This window comes from Paenibacillus sedimenti (assembly GCF_014534655.1).
GTDB lineage: Bacteria > Bacillota > Bacilli > Paenibacillales > NBRC-103111 > Paenibacillus_E > Paenibacillus_E sedimenti.
Genome location: NZ_JACVVD010000001.1, coordinates 582,458 through 597,686 on the forward strand (window position 1 = coordinate 582,458; position 15,229 = coordinate 597,686).

A 15,229-nucleotide genomic window follows, 5' to 3' on the forward strand; every position below is an offset into this window, starting at 1 on the left:
CAATACGTATTGTGGGGATTGTGCAATATTCAGAGGAGGTACTTGATGAGTATTCTTCATCGTAAAAGAAAATGTAAGAGAGTACGGCCGGGCCAGGCGCTGCCGCTTGCAAATGTGAACTCCCTCAGGATCACATCCGTCAGGGCTTTGCGGCTATATCGGAAAATCGCAACCGATAGTGCTTTTGCTGCACGTTTGGCGGCCCTGCTCAAAGATCAGCTTTCAACGTTAGAAGTGGAAAAGCTTATTCAAACCTTATATACCAGACGTATTTCCGTTACAGAGCTTGGCGGATTTTTTGTCTGCTTTACATCGCCGCGACCGACTAATTGCTTCGGGACATTCCCATTCGCGCTCCGAACACCGGCCCCCAATGCGGCACAGCTAAGAACCATCGCTCTGGCGATGATCCCGCTGTACCTACGAATCTCCTTGGATCGCGTGTACGCCGCCAGGCTTGTCCGTGCAATCAACACGAACAATTCGGCGGATCTCACGAAGGCAGTCCGCGAAGTTGTAACCGCACCGCAGCTCGTTCGCGTTGAGGTTACCCGCGAGCAGCCTTCGCCGGAATTTGAACCTGACATCGGATTTTCTTTGTTCTTCCGCTTGAACAATAGGCTTTATTACAGCATAATAGCTTGATCTAAAAATATAGCGTACAAAATAAAAAAATCACCATCCGGTGATTTTTTTATTTTCCAACAATGTCATCAAGCTCCGGAAGCAGAACGACGCTTTCTTGTTCATTTGGATCCGTCCGGGCGATTACTGCTGTGCAAGTTTCCGATTCACTCGGATTATAAGGCAGATGGGGCATGCCGGCAGGAATATACAAAAAATCTCCGGCTTCTACTTCCATATGCTGCTCAAGCTTTTCACCGAACCACATTGCTGCTTTGCCTTGAATCATGTAGATCGCTGTTTCGTGGTTTTCGTGAAGATGCGCTTTTGCTCTTTGGCCTGGCGGAATCGTGAGTAAATGCATACAAATCCCCTCTGAACCAACGCTCTCGGTTGATATCGCTTCTCCATAGTCAAACCCTTGTTTCCCGTGATATGTTTTCGAGGAACGAATGACCTTGCAATTACGGACCAGACTCATTTGTCCACACACCTCCAAAAAATTACTCATCATCTCATGATATGAAAAAGAAATTGGAAAAGAATTCATGAATCGGGTTGAACGTTTTTTGAAAATATAGGAAAATAAACCGGAGGTGATGAAGAATGACAAAAAAGATTATTGCTTTAATCGTTGCAGCTTTTCTCCTATTCTTGGTTTTTTTCATTGTCAAAGATTATCGGGATAACCGAATAGACAGAGTGATCAGAGACAGTTTCACGTTTCATGATAACGGGTATCCTGTTGCCCAGCAGGATGAAGATTCGATAACGAGGATTTATTCGGCCGAAAATAAGACCGCTCAGCAAATCGTGGATCAATTGACACAACAAGTAAAACCTAATCAGCTAGGTAAAATAGAGGATCACCGCGCCATAATGGTGTATCCCGAGGACCTCGTACTCATCATGCGTGACTCCAGTAAACCGGACTTGATTTGGATAGAGCTTGCAAACAAGGATCTCGTGGCCGAGGTTATGAATATATCCATGCTTGAGCGGTATCAGGTTTCGAATATAGCTGCAAAACAATGGAACCTATCGAAGACCATTAACGGCAAATATGAAGGTTATATTGATCTATCAGGACAATTTGCACGTATGGTAGCGCCGTCCCAACAAGTTGTTTATGAATCAAGCGGATTCGTGCCACAGCGCGGCGGCGGGATATCCGCCGGAAAATAATGAAAGGAGCAACAATACGATGAACCCTTATATCAATACACTGCTTTATTACGCTGCAGCCGGAATCAGCATTATTATCTTCTTGTATGTCTTCGAATTGGTGACAAAATACAAGGACTGGGAGGAGATTAGAAAAGGTAACGTTGCAGTTGCGCTCGCAACTGGCGGCAAACTGCTCGGGATTTGTAATATTTTCCGATATTCCATTGAGCATAATGATACGATTGCAGAAACGCTTATTTGGGGAGTATACGGCTTCTTCCTGCTAGTGCTTAGCTATTTCGTCTTTGAATTTCTAACTCAAAAAATTCACGTCGATGAAGAAATAGGCCGAGATAACCGTGCTGTCGGCTGGTTGTCCTTTTTCATATCGGTTGGATTATCCTTCATCGTCGGTGCTAGCATTACATAACGAAAACTTAGGTATTGAGGTGAACGCGTGGAATCTCATCTTAGAAAATTATACATATCCAGTGCCATCGTATCCATCTGCGGAATTATTTTTGAAGTGCTTTTAGGGGCTGCGGGCAGCTATACGTTCGGCGATAGTGTCAAACAATACGCGCTCACGATCGGCTTATTTTTAAGCGGAATGGGTATTGGATCGGCTTTCAGCGAACGGCTTGCGCATGCTCTGGTATCTAAATTCATACAAATAGAACTGGCAATCGCTTTGGTCGGAGGCTTTTCGAGCTTCTGGCTTTTTTACTGCTTATCTCATTTTGATCCTGTGACCGCCCAAATGTATCTGTTTGCAGTTACTTTAATCATCGGCGGCTTAACAGGCGTGGAATTGCCTATATTAATTCGAAAGGCGAATGAAATCGGGCTTCAGTTAAATAAAAGCGCTGCTCGTATATTATTTTTTGACTATGCGGGCAGCTTAATCGGCGCCGTATGTTTCGTTATATGGCTAAGACCGTGGCTCGGGCTGATTAAGTCGGCATTTTTTATTGGGCTTATCAATGCAGGCGTTGCCTTATGGTTGATACTATCATTTCGCAGAGAATTGCAGCGATTCCGCCTACTATTAGCAGCAGGATTTATTTGTTTAGTCTTGCTGGCAGCCGGATTTTTGCTCGGGGAACAGCTCGCTTCGGACTGGGAGAAAAAGCTTTATCGGGATCCGGTGATACGGGCATTTCAATCCAAGTACCAACGGATTATTGTAACTAAAGCGCAGGATGATTTGAGGTTGTATTTGAACGGTAACCTGCAGTTTTCTTCTTCTGACGAATACCGGTATCATGAAGCGCTTGTGCATCCGTTAATGAGCTCGCTGGACGTCAGACGAAAAGTCCTTGTGCTAGGCGGCGGAGACGGGCTGGCGCTGCGTGAAATATGTAAGTATGAAGACGTCGAGCACGTGACTCTAGTCGATCTGGATAAAGAAATGGTGGAGTTCTCCGCTAATGATCCATTAATGACGAAGCTAAACCAGCGTTCATTAAGCAGCAGCAAGATGCAGCTTGTTTATGATGATGCGTTTCAGTTTTTGATAGCGCAGCCGGAGAAGTATGATGCGATCATCGTGGATCTGCCGGATCCGAATAATGAAGCGCTGAACAAGCTGTACACGTCGGAGTTTTATAGGCTTGTTCAAAGTCATCTCACGGAAAATGGGGCTGCCGGCATTCAGGCGACGAGCCCGTTATTTGCCACGAAAGCGTACTGGAGTATTAGCAAAACCATCGAAAGTACAGGGCTTTTTGTCAATAACTATCATGCTGAAATTCCTTCCTTTGGAAGTTGGGGCTTTGTTCTGGCTTCCAAGTATCCGATGAATCCCAATAAGTTGCGCATTCAAGTTGAAACGAAGTATTTGCATAATAACATGCTTCCGAGCTTATTCCACTTTGGAAAAGATGAAGATAATGACTTGATCGAGGAAGGTAAGCCATTTAACCTGCAGATCAATACAATGAATCGGCCCGTGCTGCTGGACTATTATTACGAAGGTTGGCGAAATTACTAGGTTGCGTCAGGGATATTGATCACAGGATAAGGAGGCGCCAGGACTTGTCGGGATACTTTAAACGCGTGTATGAGGCTTGGATCGACTATCCGCAAAGAGTAGGGAAGGTGCTTGCCGGCCAATACCGAATAGAACGTTTCCTCGGGATCGGGAGTTACGGATTGACTTATTTGTGTCAGGATGTTCAATCCGGCGAGGAGATCGTGCTTAAGCAAGCTAAGCCAAGCAAGGGACGGCTGGGTCAAGAGCTATTGCGCAGGGAAATCGAGATTATGGGACAATTGAATCATAGATCCATTCCGAGGTGCTTGGCATCGTTTGAAGAGCAGAAGCGGCTGTATATGGTGACCGAATATGTGAAAGGACAAACGGTGGAAGAGCTGATATTCGAAAGGGGAGCGCTCTTCACGGAAAAAGAGGCGTTTGGCATCGTTCGCAAATTAATGGAGATTGTGTGTTACGTGCACGATAAGGGATTTGTCCATCTCGATATCAGGATTCCTAACGTTATCCTGCAGGGGGAGCGGATAAGCTTGATTGATTTTGGTCTTGCCTCACGCTTGGGGGAGCCTGCCCACATAGATCCCGGAGCAGATATGGAGCTCGCTCGGAGAAGAAAGGTTGAAGTCTCCTCCGATCTTTATGCGATCGGTCATTTTATTTTGTTTATGCTGTATTCGGCATTTGAACCGAAAGTACCTGGCGTGGAAGCATCCGGCGGCTGGGAAGAGGAGCTCGAAGTCTCTCCGAATATGAAGAAAATATTACGCAAACTGCTTCAAATCGACCCGACATACGTGAGTGCGCAAGCATTTATCGTGGATTTGGACGCTGCGTTGAATGATTGAAAAAGAAAAAGCCGCTGGTCGCGGCCTATCGGAATATACTTCGAAGGTTAAGGATCACTTTTGGGGGACTTTGTTTAGCTGGAGCTTCTATTTCTATTTTTGTAATAGCCATGCCCGTGCTGATTATGTCCATATCCCGCACGATGATCCGATGATGAATGGCGGCGACCGTAATGAGGATTGAAATTGTTGCCTCCGCGGCGGTATTGATTATGCTTGGAATGGAGAACAGATCCTAATAGTTTATGAAGCAAATGTTTGAGCACTCTGCATTCCTCCTTTGGCTTTACTTATTACTACGAAAAGAAAGCCAAGGGGTTTCAAGTCGGACAGCCCGCTACGTTAACAGCAGCGATTTATTTTGCCGCTATTGTAACGCTCATGCAGCGAGCACATGTAGAACTCTTTTTCCGTCATTGGCGTTGCCTCGGGATGATGCTCTTGCTGATGCTTCAAATATTTGTCATAATCCGGGATGCTGAAAATGATCTTGATGGTCGCTCTGGCCTTCCGAACAAGGTTCGTTACCGTTTTCATGGCATCACGCTCCGAAAGTGGATTGTACAAACGGCGCTTCATGTAATTTCGGCCGCTGTTTTTGAATCAGGATTCGATACCAGACTCGTAAAGATTCAATAATCATGAGAATAACGACGATACCGAAGAAGATCGTAAGAATTGCATCCACATAGTTGTTCGTCACGATTTGATGCATGACGTCCATATTCTTTGCAGGCGCGATGACTTGACCGTTGTCGATGCCTGTTTGGTATTTTTTCGCTGCTGCCAAAAATCCGATGCTGGCGTTAGCGGAGAATGCTTTTTGGAATCCTGCCGTTAAAGTCGTCACCGCCAGGAACACGAAAGGAACGATGCCGACCCAGGCGTAGCGGGCTTTGCCCATCTTGATCATGATGGTGGCGGCTACGGCGAGTGCAATTGCTGCCAGCATTTGATTGGCGATACCGAACAGCGCCCATAAGGAATTGATGCCGCCGAACGGATCGACTGCCCCTTGATACAAGAAGTAGCCCCAAGCGGAACAAACAAGAATCGAAGCAATGAAGTTATAGGCGAAAACATTGGTTTTGGCAAACGGCTTGTAGAAATTACCGATTAAATCCTGGAGCATAAAGCGGCCTACCCGAGTACCGGCATCCACCGCTGTTAAGATAAATACGGCTTCGAAAAGGATGGCAAAGTGATACCAGAACGCTTTGGCTCCTGCCAGGAACGAAGAGAAAATCTCAGCCATACCTACAGCAAGCGTTGGTGCCCCGCCTGTTCTGGAGAGAATCGTTTTTTCGCCGATTTCTTTGGCCGTGGCTGTTATCTGATCCGGAGTCAGCGTGAAGCCCCACGATGAGATTTTGGCTGCTGCGGCAGCTGCATCGGTTCCGATTACAGCAGGCGAAGAGTTCATCGCGAAATAGATGCCTGGCTCAAGGGCGCATGCCGCGATCAGTGCCATGACTGCGACGAAAGACTCGGCGGCCATACCGGCAAAACCGATAAAGGGAGCATGACTTTCGCGATCGATCATTTTCGGTGTCGTACCGGAAGAAATTAAGGAATGGAATCCGGAAACTGCGCCGCATGCGATCGTAATGAATAAGAACGGGAATAAATTGCCGGAGAATACCGGTCCTGTGCCGTCAATAAATTTGGTCACGGCCGGCATTTTCAATTCCGGTAAAATAACCATGATGCCGCCGGCAAGAAGAATAATGACGCCGATTTTCAAGAAAGAGCTTAAATAGTCACGGGGAGCAAGCAGTACCCATACCGGTAAAATGGAAGCAATCAATCCGTATATGACCATCATGATGGCGATTTGCGGAGCGGTGAAAGTGAATAGTTTGGCGAGTGCCGGACTTTCCGCTACGAATTGTCCTGCCCATAAAGCAATCATCAGTAAGACAAAACCGATAATGGAGCCCTCAATCACTTTGCCAGGGCGAATATATCGCATATAAAAGCCCATGAATACGGCAATCGGCATGGTCATAGCGATCGTAAACATGCCCCAAGGCGACTCGGCTAAAGCTTTAACGACAACGAGTCCAAGAACAGCGACGATAATAATGAGGATGGCTAGCGTTGCAATTGACGCTAACGTACCGCCGAATCGTCCGACTTCGTCTTTGGCCATTTGCCCGAGCGACTTTCCGTCTCTCCGCATGGAACCGACGAGAGTTACGAAGTCCTGTACACAGCCGGCCAGCACCGCTCCGATAATAATCCACAGGATGCTGGGCAAATAGCCCATTTGTGCCGCCAAGATCGGACCGACAAGCGGCCCTGCGCCGGCGATGGCTGCAAAGTGATGGCCAAACAGTACAAATTTATTCGTAGGGACGTAGTCTTTGGAATCGTTATGCACATGAGCCGGTGTAGCACGGCTGTCGTTTAGCTCGTAGATCTTTTTTGCGATAAAGCGGCTATAAAATCGATAGCCAAAAGCATACGTACAGATTGCGGCGATAATCAGCCACGCTGCGGAAATTTTCTCTCCATTGGAAAGCGCCAGCATCGCGAAACCCGCTGCGCCAAGCGCCGCAATGGCCCCCCAGATCAAATAGGACAATAGTTTGTTCTTCACATTATCACTCCTAGTAAGCGTTTACATGAAGTATAAATGTTTTGTTGCCCACACGAAATACCTGGAGCGTATCATGCTGATTTGGGCTGGTATGATGTTAAATTTCAAGTTTCAAACGCAGCATTTTCACGTAATTCCGGCTGACAGGGATACTGCTGCGCAGCGCATCGTCCATTAAGAGGTTATAAGCACCGTTGACCCATGACTTCAATTCGGCAATAGAGCCTAAGTTGACCAGGTAACTTTTGTGACAGCGAAAGAATCCGAAAGGTTCCAGTTTTTGTTCGAGCTCTGATAACGTATAAGTGACGTCATAAGCTTGATCGCGAATATGAACCTGGACATATTTGCCTTCTTTGCTGATATAAACAATGTCCTTCGGAAAGACATACTTGATACCTTCTTCCAATTCAAGAGCCAGCTTCACGCTCGTCGCTCCGGCAGTCGTCGCGTTAACCGGGATAACAGATGCCGTCTCCAGCTGACTCTTACGCAGCTCACGAAAGACGATGGCTAAGTCTTCTTCGTCGTAAGGCTTGAGCATGTAGTGGAATGCCCGCAGCTTAAACGCATGGACCGCATACTGATCGTACGCAGTGGAGAAGACAATCTTCACCTGCGGCTGAATTTCGCCCACGATTTCGGCGATCTGCAGCCCGTTCAAATCCGGCATTTCCATATCGAGAAACAGCACATCCGGGGTTTGTTCTTTTACTTTCTTAATGGCATCCATGCCACAGGTCGCATGAGTCACCTTGTCCACATCATGGAACTGCTCCAGGAGATACACCAGTTCTTCCCTAGCCGGTGCCTCATCGTCCGCAATCACAATATTCCAGCCCAACGCCAATCACCTCACCCAAAATCTGATTCTTGTGCCTGCACCCGGCTTGCTGTCAATCTCGAGCGGATGCTCCTTGCCATAGTGGTAGCTAAGACGCTGTTCAATATTGCGCAGTGCCATGCCTGCGTGTTCTTCCCCATTCTGAAGACGGGCGGTTTCCAATCCGACCCCGTTATCTTCGACGGTAACGCGCGCATGACGTACTCCACCTTCGATTTCTTCCTTCACGGAAAGCCGGATCACACCAATTCCCTCTATGTTTTTGATGCCATGAACGATCGCGTTCTCGACGAGAGGCTGAATGGTAAAAGGGGGAATCTGATGATCCAGTATGCTTTCATCGATATCCGCGGAAAACTCCAGCTGATCCCCAAGACGGGATTTGTTCAAGCTCAGGTAGGAAATAACCAATTCATATTCATCACGGATCGTAATCATCCTCTGGTTGCCGTTGCCCATATTTTTGCGCAAAAATTTGGACAAATGCATGACCAACTGGCGGGCCTCTTCCGGCTTGGTCCGGATGAACGATTTAACGGTGTTCAGCACGTTAAACAGGAAATGCGGGTTCATCTGCGCCTGCAGCGAGCGAATTTCCGCATCGGCCAGCAGCTGCGTCTGCCTCTCGGATTCGACGAATGCATACTGCTGGGAGAGCAGTCCGGCTAGCGACGCCAGCATGCGTCTGCGATACGGATTATCTTCTTGCTCCCGCTCAAAATACAAGCGGAATTGCCCGATCGGACGCTGATTCGGACTGCCGATGAACAGGTCGATCCCATACTTCGTTTTTCTGCCTTCAGCAATCCATGATGAGCCGTCTTTGCTGAAGAAAGCGCCGGCCGCTTTCATTTCCTCATTCAACACTTTGGCGATTTCGCGCACCGCCATATTGAACTCGAGCCGCCACAGCGGCAAGGTCATATCGGCGATTTGCAGCGCTTTATTCGCATGCTCCGCACCGATACGATCTTCTTCGCGCTCCATCGTATTGTACAGCACGAAGTAGAGTGCAACGCCTACGCCGTTAGCGAGCATTTGAGGCAAACCAATGAGCGCAACGAGGTTCAGCGCACTCTCCCAGGGCCTAGCCAGCGCGAGAATAAGCGCCATTTGCAGCGCTTCAGCCATGAAACCGACGAGAAAGGCGAGCTGCACGGAGGCCACCTTGCGGAATCGTTTCTTGAATGCGTTGCGGCAAAGTCCCGCCAGGAAACCTTGCAGGATAGGGGCGATCATGCAAGCAAAAGCAACAAAGCCGCCTAAGCTGTAGCGATGCAAACCGGCCGCAATACCGACGATGAGCCCGCTTTTGGCCCCGCCAAGCAGACCCGCAATGACGACGCCTACCGTTCGTGAATTGGCGATTGCCGCTGTCGGAGAAACCTCGCCGATCCATGGGGCCGGCCGGTAGGAATATTCCGTAACGGTTACACCGGAGTAGGTGGCAAGAATCGCATAAGCGGTGAAAAAGAAAAGAAACCGCCACTGGTACGTCTTATCGCCCTGATAGCTCATATAGCTGCGCATCCAACGGCTGCGGGAGAAGGCGAATGCAAGCGCTATCAGAAATCCGACCCGCTCGATCATATCGACGAACAATTGCAGCATGGTTCTCACACCTTTGAATAATCTGTTAGTAAATGTTTAAAACCTTTTATAAGGTAATCCTAGCAGAAAATGATTTAACTTGCAGTATGAAATGATATACTAGATAAGGAGATTTACATTTTCTGGATACGTCAAAGGAGAGAAGTCAATGAGCGCAAATCAATCCTTACTAAGAAGTTTGCCTGAGTCTCAAGGTATTCCAGCAACTGGTGTAACGAGTTTTCTTAAAGAAATTCAAGAAAGCGGTCTGGAGCTTCACAGTTTCATGCTCGTACGACATGGACATGTTGTTTCGGAAGGCTGGTGGGCGCCTTATTTGCCTGAACGTCCTCATATGCTGTTTTCATTAAGTAAAAGCTTTACTTCTACAGCCATTGGCTTGTTAGAAGCTGAGGGCCTAATTACGCTGGATGAACGGGTAGTCTCTTTTTTTCCAAAGGAAGCTCCAGCCGATATTTCACCTCATTTATCTGCGATGAGCATTCGGCATTTGCTCATGATGGGAACAGGCCACGCGGAAGACACTTCAGGAAAGATGCAAGTCTCCGATAACTGGGCAGGTAATTTTTTGCAGCTTCCTGTAGATCATGAGCCAGGGACGCACTTTGTGTACAATAACGGGGCTACCTATATGCTTTCCGCCATTCTACAGAAGGTAACGGGGATTACATTGCTTGAATACCTTGAACCTCGACTGCTGGAGCCGCTTGGCATCGTGGGCGCAACTTGGGAGAGCTGTCCCCGCGGCATCAACATTGGCGGCTGGGGGATGAAGATTACAACTGAAGATATTGCCAAGTTTGGACAGCTTTATTTGCAAAAAGGACGATGGCAAGGGAAACAGCTCCTTCCTGAAGCGTGGGTGGAAGCAGCGTCGTCTAAACAAATTGCCAATGGCTCGAATGAGAATTCGGATTGGGCGCAAGGGTACGGCTATCAATTTTGGAGATGCCGTCACGGGGCATACCGTGGAGACGGCGCATTCGGACAATACTGTATCGTCATGCCTGAACAGGATGCCGTCATCGCGATTACGTCGGGCGTGGGGGATATGCAGCACGTTCTCGACGTGATTTGGGAACATCTGCTGCCTGCGATGAATGCCGGGGAGCTGCCTGCTGACAGGGAGGCGGATGAGTCGTTGAACAAACTGCTGAAGGGACTAAGTTTGGAACCTCCAAGAACGGCTGAGCATTCTCCTATGGAAGCAGACATTTCCGGAATTGAGTATGTGCTGGATGACAACGAAGTGGGGCTTCGAGCGTTTTCATTTGATTTCAAAGAAACACATGTCATCGTTAGCATAGAAAACGATAAGGGCAAGCATGGCGTACACTTTGGCAGAAACGAGTGGTCCGAGGGTACGTATACGTTGCACATGAGAGAAGCAAATACAGCATTTGGCTCGGCGACATGGCGGGATGCCGATACCCTTGTGTTAACGTTAAGATATGTGGAGACACCATTCTGTCTAACGATTGTATGTACGTTCCCGGAGGATACCTTTCAATTGCAAATTCACCAGAACGTTTCGTTCGGCGGTGTTGAGCCGATAACGATTGTAGGGAAAGTACGCAGCTAAGGAGCCGGTTACATTGAGAATTCTAATCGTTGATGATGAATATCTTGTGAGATTAGGCTTAAGAACAACGATTGATTGGCATAAACACGGATTTGAACTGGCTGGAGACTCGATCTGTGCGTTCCCAATTTCGGTGTGCAGGAATGGTACGGATTTTCCGAAACGATCAGGGAAGTGTTCCCCGGCTGTCCAGAGCTGAAAGGCGGATATATATATCTGAACGAGGGCACCGGCCTGGGAATCGATATCGACGAGAAGCTGGCCGCCAAATATCTATGCACCAACCGTCTTCCCGAGTGGACGCTGGCACGTACGCCGGACGGTACCTCGGCTCGACCGTAGGCTGTTGGGTCTTACACCTTGTTAAAAGCCATATCTAAAAGGTGCAGGAATCGAGCATTTTGCTACTAAAGTCCGGAAAAACACAATTGCATATAAGATAAAACCACCAACATAGTTTGAAGTCCGATTTTACATAATTGCAGCTTGGTTTGTGCAAGAGGGTGTTCGATGAGCGCAATATTAGCTGGCAAAATCAAACTCCAGCCGCTAACTCCATTTACCATGCTTTTGCAATTGGGCGAAATCGGACTACGATCAACACAATCGGAACCTAAAGTACTCTCGGTGCGATGTGCTCTAATTTCGATAATTGTACGGCCATAGTTTTTTCTTGCAGATATATCAAACCGATCCCATCCTAGCTTCGTTACCTTAAATAGGAAAGGCATTCATACAGAATTGAATGATCTTCATCTTATTAAGGAGGCGTGGTATCACGTATGCGGAATTTTAGAAAATTGATCTTTTCAGCTCTTTTACTGCTAGGTCTTGTCATGGGACTTACCGCCTTGACAGCGGCGGCGGCCGAACAAGTGATTGTGAAATCTGAAACCGATGTTGCGGGTGATCTCGGTATTTTGCAAGGGGACGGGAACGGACTCACAGCGGAGTACTTGAGCAAGTCAACCACAAGGTTTCAAGCGGCGATCATGTTTCTCAGACTGAAGGGGTTGGAGCGAGAAGCACTCGCTTTTAGCAGCGGACAGGATAATTTTAGAGATGCGAGCCTTGTGTACAAAGAAGGCCAATCGATTCTTGCCTATTTGAAAGCGCATCCTGAGCTGGGCTGGCAGGGAACTGGTGACAATATGTTCGATCCGCAAGCCGGTATCACCGCGCAGGCCTATTACAAAGTCATGCTGGAAGCGCTCGGCTACAAGCAAGGCGTGGATTTTGAGTTCGCCGGGGCGCTTGCTTTTGCGGAGCAAAAGGGTTTGTCTAAAATCGCCGGCGTGCAGAACATCGTCAACATGAACATAGCAACCGCATCGATCGAGGCATTGGGGGCACCGGTGAAGGGCAGTACCAACACTTTGGCAGCTGACTTATCTACAAAGGGGATTCTCTCCTCGAATAAGCTTGATGTGCTTACATACCCTTCCTTGCAACTAAAACAATCTGAAAAACTGGGCAGCTATCTTTCCGACTCCAAAGGGATGACGCTTTACTATTTTACGAAAGATGTTGCCGACATCAATTCCTGTGTGGGTGACTGTCTCGTCAATTGGCCGATCTTTTATGATGATCAATTTATAGTACCTGCCGGGTTCAATGCTGCGGACTTCAGCGTTTTCGTACGAAAAGACGGTAAACAACATGTGACTTATAAAGGCTGGCCGCTATATTATTTCGCGAAAGACCAAAAAGTTGGCGATACGATTGGTGAAGCGGTAGGGAAGGTCTGGTATGTCATTAAGCCTTCTAACGGAATCTCTGTTGGGACAAAAGCTGATCTGGGGAACTTTTTGACGGATGCGAACGGGATGGCGCTTTATTATTATGATAAAGATACCAAAGGTGTCAGCAACTGTTCCGGCAAATGCCTGGAGAAATGGCCGCTTTTCTATGCCGAGCACCTTTCAGCTCCTACTGGTGTGAATCAGGCCGATTTTGGCACGATCATTCGTGCCGACGGGAAAAAGCAAACGACCTACAAAGGCTTCCCTTTATATTATTGGGTAGACGATAAGAAAATGGGAGACACACTCGGGCAAAATGTCGGAAATGTATGGTTCGTTATTGATCCTGTGAAATTCAGCGGTACGAAAGCCGTGAACAGCTCGGTGAAAACAACCAAATCGGATCAGCTCGGCACGTATCTGGTTGATTCGAACGGTATGGCTTTGTATTTGTTCACGAAGGATAAAGCGGATCCGAATTCATGCGTCGGCCAATGTTTGGTCAACTGGCCAATTTTCTATGATGCAAATCTAACCGTATCAGGCGATTTGAACGCAAGCGACTTTGGTGTGTTGACACGAAACGACGGCACGATGCAGAACACTTATAAAGGCTGGCCGCTGTATTATTGGATTAAGGATAAGAACCCAGGAGATACGACAGGGCAAAATGTAGGGAAAGTTTGGTTTGTCCTCGACCCGGCAAAAACTGAAAATAGATAGAAGCCTTCGTTCTATCACAAATTAAACTGACATTCAAGCTCCAACCCGCTGCCAATCGGCAGCCGGGTTGGAGTGTTTGTCTTTTTCAGCCCAATCTGTGGTAGACTGAAAAAAACGTCATTTTCGACTCGGGGAGTGCCGAACTATGCGAAATCGAACAGATGGGGAGCTCATGAAGCTGGTCATGGCCAAAGAGCATCCTGCTTTGGAAGAACTCTACGATCGTTATGCCAAGCTGGTCTATTCATTTGCCATGAAATCCATGAAGGATGAGCAAGCCGCCAGAGAAATTGTACAATTGGTGTTTACACGGCTCTGGACGACGGGAAAAGGTTATGACGCAAGTAAAGGCGGCTTTGTCAACTGGATCATTACGATCACACGCAACATAACTATTGACTACGTTCGCAAGAACCGCAAGCTGAAAGAAGTGGTCCGATTTGAGCCGCGAGAGTGGGAGCAAGCTTTGATTTCCGGGGAACCTGACCCGGAGTCCGTTTTATCCCGTAAGTGGATGGGAGAGCAGATTCAACAGGCGTACGTACATTTATCGACGAACCAGATCGAGTTGATCGAACTGATGTACTGGGAAGGGTATTCGTTAAGCGAAATTGCGACCCAAAAGAATGAACCTGTGGGAACGGTAAAAAGCCGTCTGCACCAATGTTTAAAAATATTGCGCAAGCATCTGACATCATTGAGGGAGGGATGACGTATGAACGAACATGAACCTGTAGACTGCAGCTTTATTATCAACTATTTGACAGGCGAGTGTACGGAGTTGGAACGCGCTTCTTATGAACGGCATCTGCGAACCTGTGTCTCATGTCAAGAAGAGCTGCGCGAATTGCAAGCCGTATGGCAAACGCTCCCTTTTCACATGGAAGAAGTGGAAGTTCCGGCGGATTTAAAGCAGCAGGTGATGAGATCAATTGGTGTTACAGAACCACCCAAACGCAAACGATCGTTTACGTGGTTATATGGAACTGCTGCTGTTATCGTACTAGGTATTATGGCGGGAACGTGGTGGAACTACAGCGAGTCTGCCCGATCCAAAGAAGCGGCAAGCGCTTTGCTGCGAAACCCTGCTGAAGTTGTCAATACGTTTACGTTGAAATCGGCGGATAGTTCGATGCCATCGGCCTTAGGTACGGCATGGATTGTCCAACACGGGGAAGCCTATAATGTCGTCGTTAATCTGTCCGGTCTTAAGGAAACGCAAGGGGATTGGGCGTATCAAGTTTGGCTGAATCATAACGGGAAGAAATATAACTGCGGGACGCTTCGAGTCGACGATAAAGGCATTGGCGTACTTAGCTATGATGTTCGTGTTAAAGAATTGCACATTGATTCCATCGGCGTTACGCTGGAGCCGGATCCGAACGGCACCCAGCCGAGGGGGAAAAAAGTACTCGGTTCTTAACGCCAAACGTTTTTAATCCGAATACGAACCCAATCGTATAGGTTGTTCAGTCATAGACTCGAGGCGCAGC

16 protein-coding genes are annotated in these 15,229 nt (G+C 47.7%); 11 read left to right on the forward strand and 5 right to left on the reverse strand.

Annotated elements, in window-relative coordinates; genetic code table 11:
- Window positions 1-45: 45 nt before the first annotated feature.
- Entirely contained in the window at window positions 46-645 is a 600-nt protein-coding gene (locus ICC18_RS01995) for a hypothetical protein (protein ID WP_188172702.1), read from the forward strand.
- 49 nt (window positions 646-694) lie between these two features.
- On the opposite strand, the gene ICC18_RS02000 is transcribed toward ICC18_RS01995, so the two are convergent.
- The gene (locus ICC18_RS02000) at window positions 695-1,105 is read right to left on the reverse strand and encodes a cupin domain-containing protein (RefSeq protein WP_188172703.1); all 411 of its coding nucleotides are present in this window, start codon (window positions 1,103-1,105) and stop codon (window positions 695-697) included.
- Between the two features lie 125 nt (window positions 1,106-1,230).
- Between ICC18_RS02000 and ICC18_RS02005 the strand changes: the two genes are divergently transcribed.
- From ICC18_RS02005 to ICC18_RS02025, 5 genes are read left to right on the forward strand one after another with little or no spacing between them, the layout of a single operon-like run.
- Window positions 1,231-1,809, forward strand: a complete 579-nt coding sequence (locus ICC18_RS02005; RefSeq protein ID WP_188172704.1) for a DUF4247 domain-containing protein — start codon at window positions 1,231-1,233, stop codon at window positions 1,807-1,809.
- Window positions 1,810-1,828: 19 nt separating this feature from the next.
- Window positions 1,829-2,221 carry a DUF350 domain-containing protein gene (locus ICC18_RS02010; protein WP_188172705.1) on the forward strand — a complete coding sequence of 131 codons (393 nt, stop codon included), beginning with the start codon at window positions 1,829-1,831 and terminating at the stop codon, window positions 2,219-2,221.
- Window positions 2,222-2,248: 27 nt separating this feature from the next.
- The gene (locus tag ICC18_RS02015) at window positions 2,249-3,784 is read left to right on the forward strand and encodes a polyamine aminopropyltransferase (RefSeq protein ID WP_188172706.1); all 1,536 of its coding nucleotides are present in this window, start codon (window positions 2,249-2,251) and stop codon (window positions 3,782-3,784) included.
- A gap of 44 nt (window positions 3,785-3,828) precedes the next feature.
- On the forward strand, window positions 3,829-4,632 hold the full coding sequence (locus ICC18_RS02020; RefSeq protein WP_188172707.1) for a serine/threonine protein kinase: 804 nt from the start codon (window positions 3,829-3,831) through the stop codon (window positions 4,630-4,632).
- Window positions 4,625-4,816: a hypothetical protein gene (locus tag ICC18_RS02025; RefSeq protein ID WP_188172708.1), complete on the forward strand. Its 192-nt coding sequence runs from the start codon at window positions 4,625-4,627 to the stop codon at window positions 4,814-4,816. The genes ICC18_RS02020 and ICC18_RS02025 overlap by 8 nt, the downstream gene beginning before the upstream one ends.
- A 158-nt stretch (window positions 4,817-4,974) precedes the next feature.
- Here ICC18_RS02025 and ICC18_RS02030 read toward each other — a convergent pair whose 3' ends face one another.
- From ICC18_RS02030 to ICC18_RS02045, 4 genes are all read right to left on the reverse strand, one after another.
- Window positions 4,975-5,169 (reverse strand): YbdD/YjiX family protein, encoded by a 195-nt coding sequence (locus ICC18_RS02030; RefSeq protein WP_188172709.1) that lies wholly within the window; start codon window positions 5,167-5,169, stop codon window positions 4,975-4,977.
- A gap of 4 nt (window positions 5,170-5,173) precedes the next feature.
- Window positions 5,174-7,234, reverse strand: coding sequence for a carbon starvation CstA family protein (locus ICC18_RS02035; protein WP_312029467.1), 2,061 nt, complete (start codon window positions 7,232-7,234; stop codon window positions 5,174-5,176).
- A 97-nt stretch (window positions 7,235-7,331) separates the two neighbouring features.
- On the reverse strand, window positions 7,332-8,078 hold the full coding sequence (locus tag ICC18_RS02040) for a LytR/AlgR family response regulator transcription factor (protein ID WP_188172710.1): 747 nt from the start codon (window positions 8,076-8,078) through the stop codon (window positions 7,332-7,334).
- 6 nt (window positions 8,079-8,084) lie between these two features.
- Window positions 8,085-9,689, reverse strand: coding sequence for a LytS/YhcK type 5TM receptor domain-containing protein (locus ICC18_RS02045; protein ID WP_188172711.1), 1,605 nt, complete (start codon window positions 9,687-9,689; stop codon window positions 8,085-8,087).
- 148 nt (window positions 9,690-9,837) lie between these two features.
- Here ICC18_RS02045 and ICC18_RS02050 point away from each other — a divergent pair, with 148 nt between their 5' ends.
- The 5 genes from ICC18_RS02050 to ICC18_RS02070 all read left to right on the forward strand — a co-directional run bounded on the left by ICC18_RS02050 (window position 9,838) and on the right by ICC18_RS02070 (window position 15,159).
- Window positions 9,838-11,271: a serine hydrolase domain-containing protein gene (locus ICC18_RS02050; RefSeq protein WP_188172712.1), complete on the forward strand. Its 1,434-nt coding sequence runs from the start codon at window positions 9,838-9,840 to the stop codon at window positions 11,269-11,271.
- 135 nt (window positions 11,272-11,406) lie between these two features.
- Window positions 11,407-11,613 (forward strand): hypothetical protein, encoded by a 207-nt coding sequence (locus tag ICC18_RS02055; RefSeq protein WP_223192251.1) that lies wholly within the window; start codon window positions 11,407-11,409, stop codon window positions 11,611-11,613.
- Between the two features lie 440 nt (window positions 11,614-12,053).
- Complete coding sequence (locus ICC18_RS02060) at window positions 12,054-13,736, forward strand: hypothetical protein (RefSeq protein WP_188172713.1); 1,683 nt, start codon at window positions 12,054-12,056, stop codon at window positions 13,734-13,736.
- 145 nt (window positions 13,737-13,881) lie between these two features.
- Window positions 13,882-14,448: an RNA polymerase sigma factor gene (locus tag ICC18_RS02065; protein WP_188172714.1), complete on the forward strand. Its 567-nt coding sequence runs from the start codon at window positions 13,882-13,884 to the stop codon at window positions 14,446-14,448.
- A gap of 3 nt (window positions 14,449-14,451) precedes the next feature.
- On the forward strand, window positions 14,452-15,159 hold the full coding sequence (locus ICC18_RS02070; protein WP_188172715.1) for an anti-sigma factor domain-containing protein: 708 nt from the start codon (window positions 14,452-14,454) through the stop codon (window positions 15,157-15,159).
- Window positions 15,160-15,229: the final 70 nt, after the last annotated feature.

Excerpts from the sequence above, each read along its gene's own strand:
- ICC18_RS01995 (WP_188172702.1), top strand. The coding sequence starts at position 46 with ATGAGTATTCTTCATCGTAAAAGAAAATGTAAGAGAGTACGGCCGGGC.
- ICC18_RS02070 (WP_188172715.1), top strand. The coding sequence starts at position 14,452 with ATGAACGAACATGAACCTGTAGACTGCAGCTTTATTATCAACTATTTG.
- ICC18_RS02045 (WP_188172711.1), bottom strand. The coding sequence starts at position 9,689 with ATGCTGCAATTGTTCGTCGATATGATCGAGCGGGTCGGATTTCTGATA.
- ICC18_RS02005 (WP_188172704.1), top strand. The coding sequence starts at position 1,231 with ATGACAAAAAAGATTATTGCTTTAATCGTTGCAGCTTTTCTCCTATTC.
- ICC18_RS02030 (WP_188172709.1), bottom strand. The coding sequence starts at position 5,169 with ATGAAAACGGTAACGAACCTTGTTCGGAAGGCCAGAGCGACCATCAAG.
- ICC18_RS02010 (WP_188172705.1), top strand. The coding sequence starts at position 1,829 with ATGAACCCTTATATCAATACACTGCTTTATTACGCTGCAGCCGGAATC.
- ICC18_RS02065 (WP_188172714.1), top strand. The coding sequence starts at position 13,882 with ATGCGAAATCGAACAGATGGGGAGCTCATGAAGCTGGTCATGGCCAAA.
- ICC18_RS02025 (WP_188172708.1), top strand. The coding sequence starts at position 4,625 with ATGATTGAAAAAGAAAAAGCCGCTGGTCGCGGCCTATCGGAATATACT.
- ICC18_RS02060 (WP_188172713.1), top strand. The coding sequence starts at position 12,054 with ATGCGGAATTTTAGAAAATTGATCTTTTCAGCTCTTTTACTGCTAGGT.
- ICC18_RS02050 (WP_188172712.1), top strand. The coding sequence starts at position 9,838 with ATGAGCGCAAATCAATCCTTACTAAGAAGTTTGCCTGAGTCTCAAGGT.
- ICC18_RS02000 (WP_188172703.1), bottom strand. The coding sequence starts at position 1,105 with ATGAGTCTGGTCCGTAATTGCAAGGTCATTCGTTCCTCGAAAACATAT.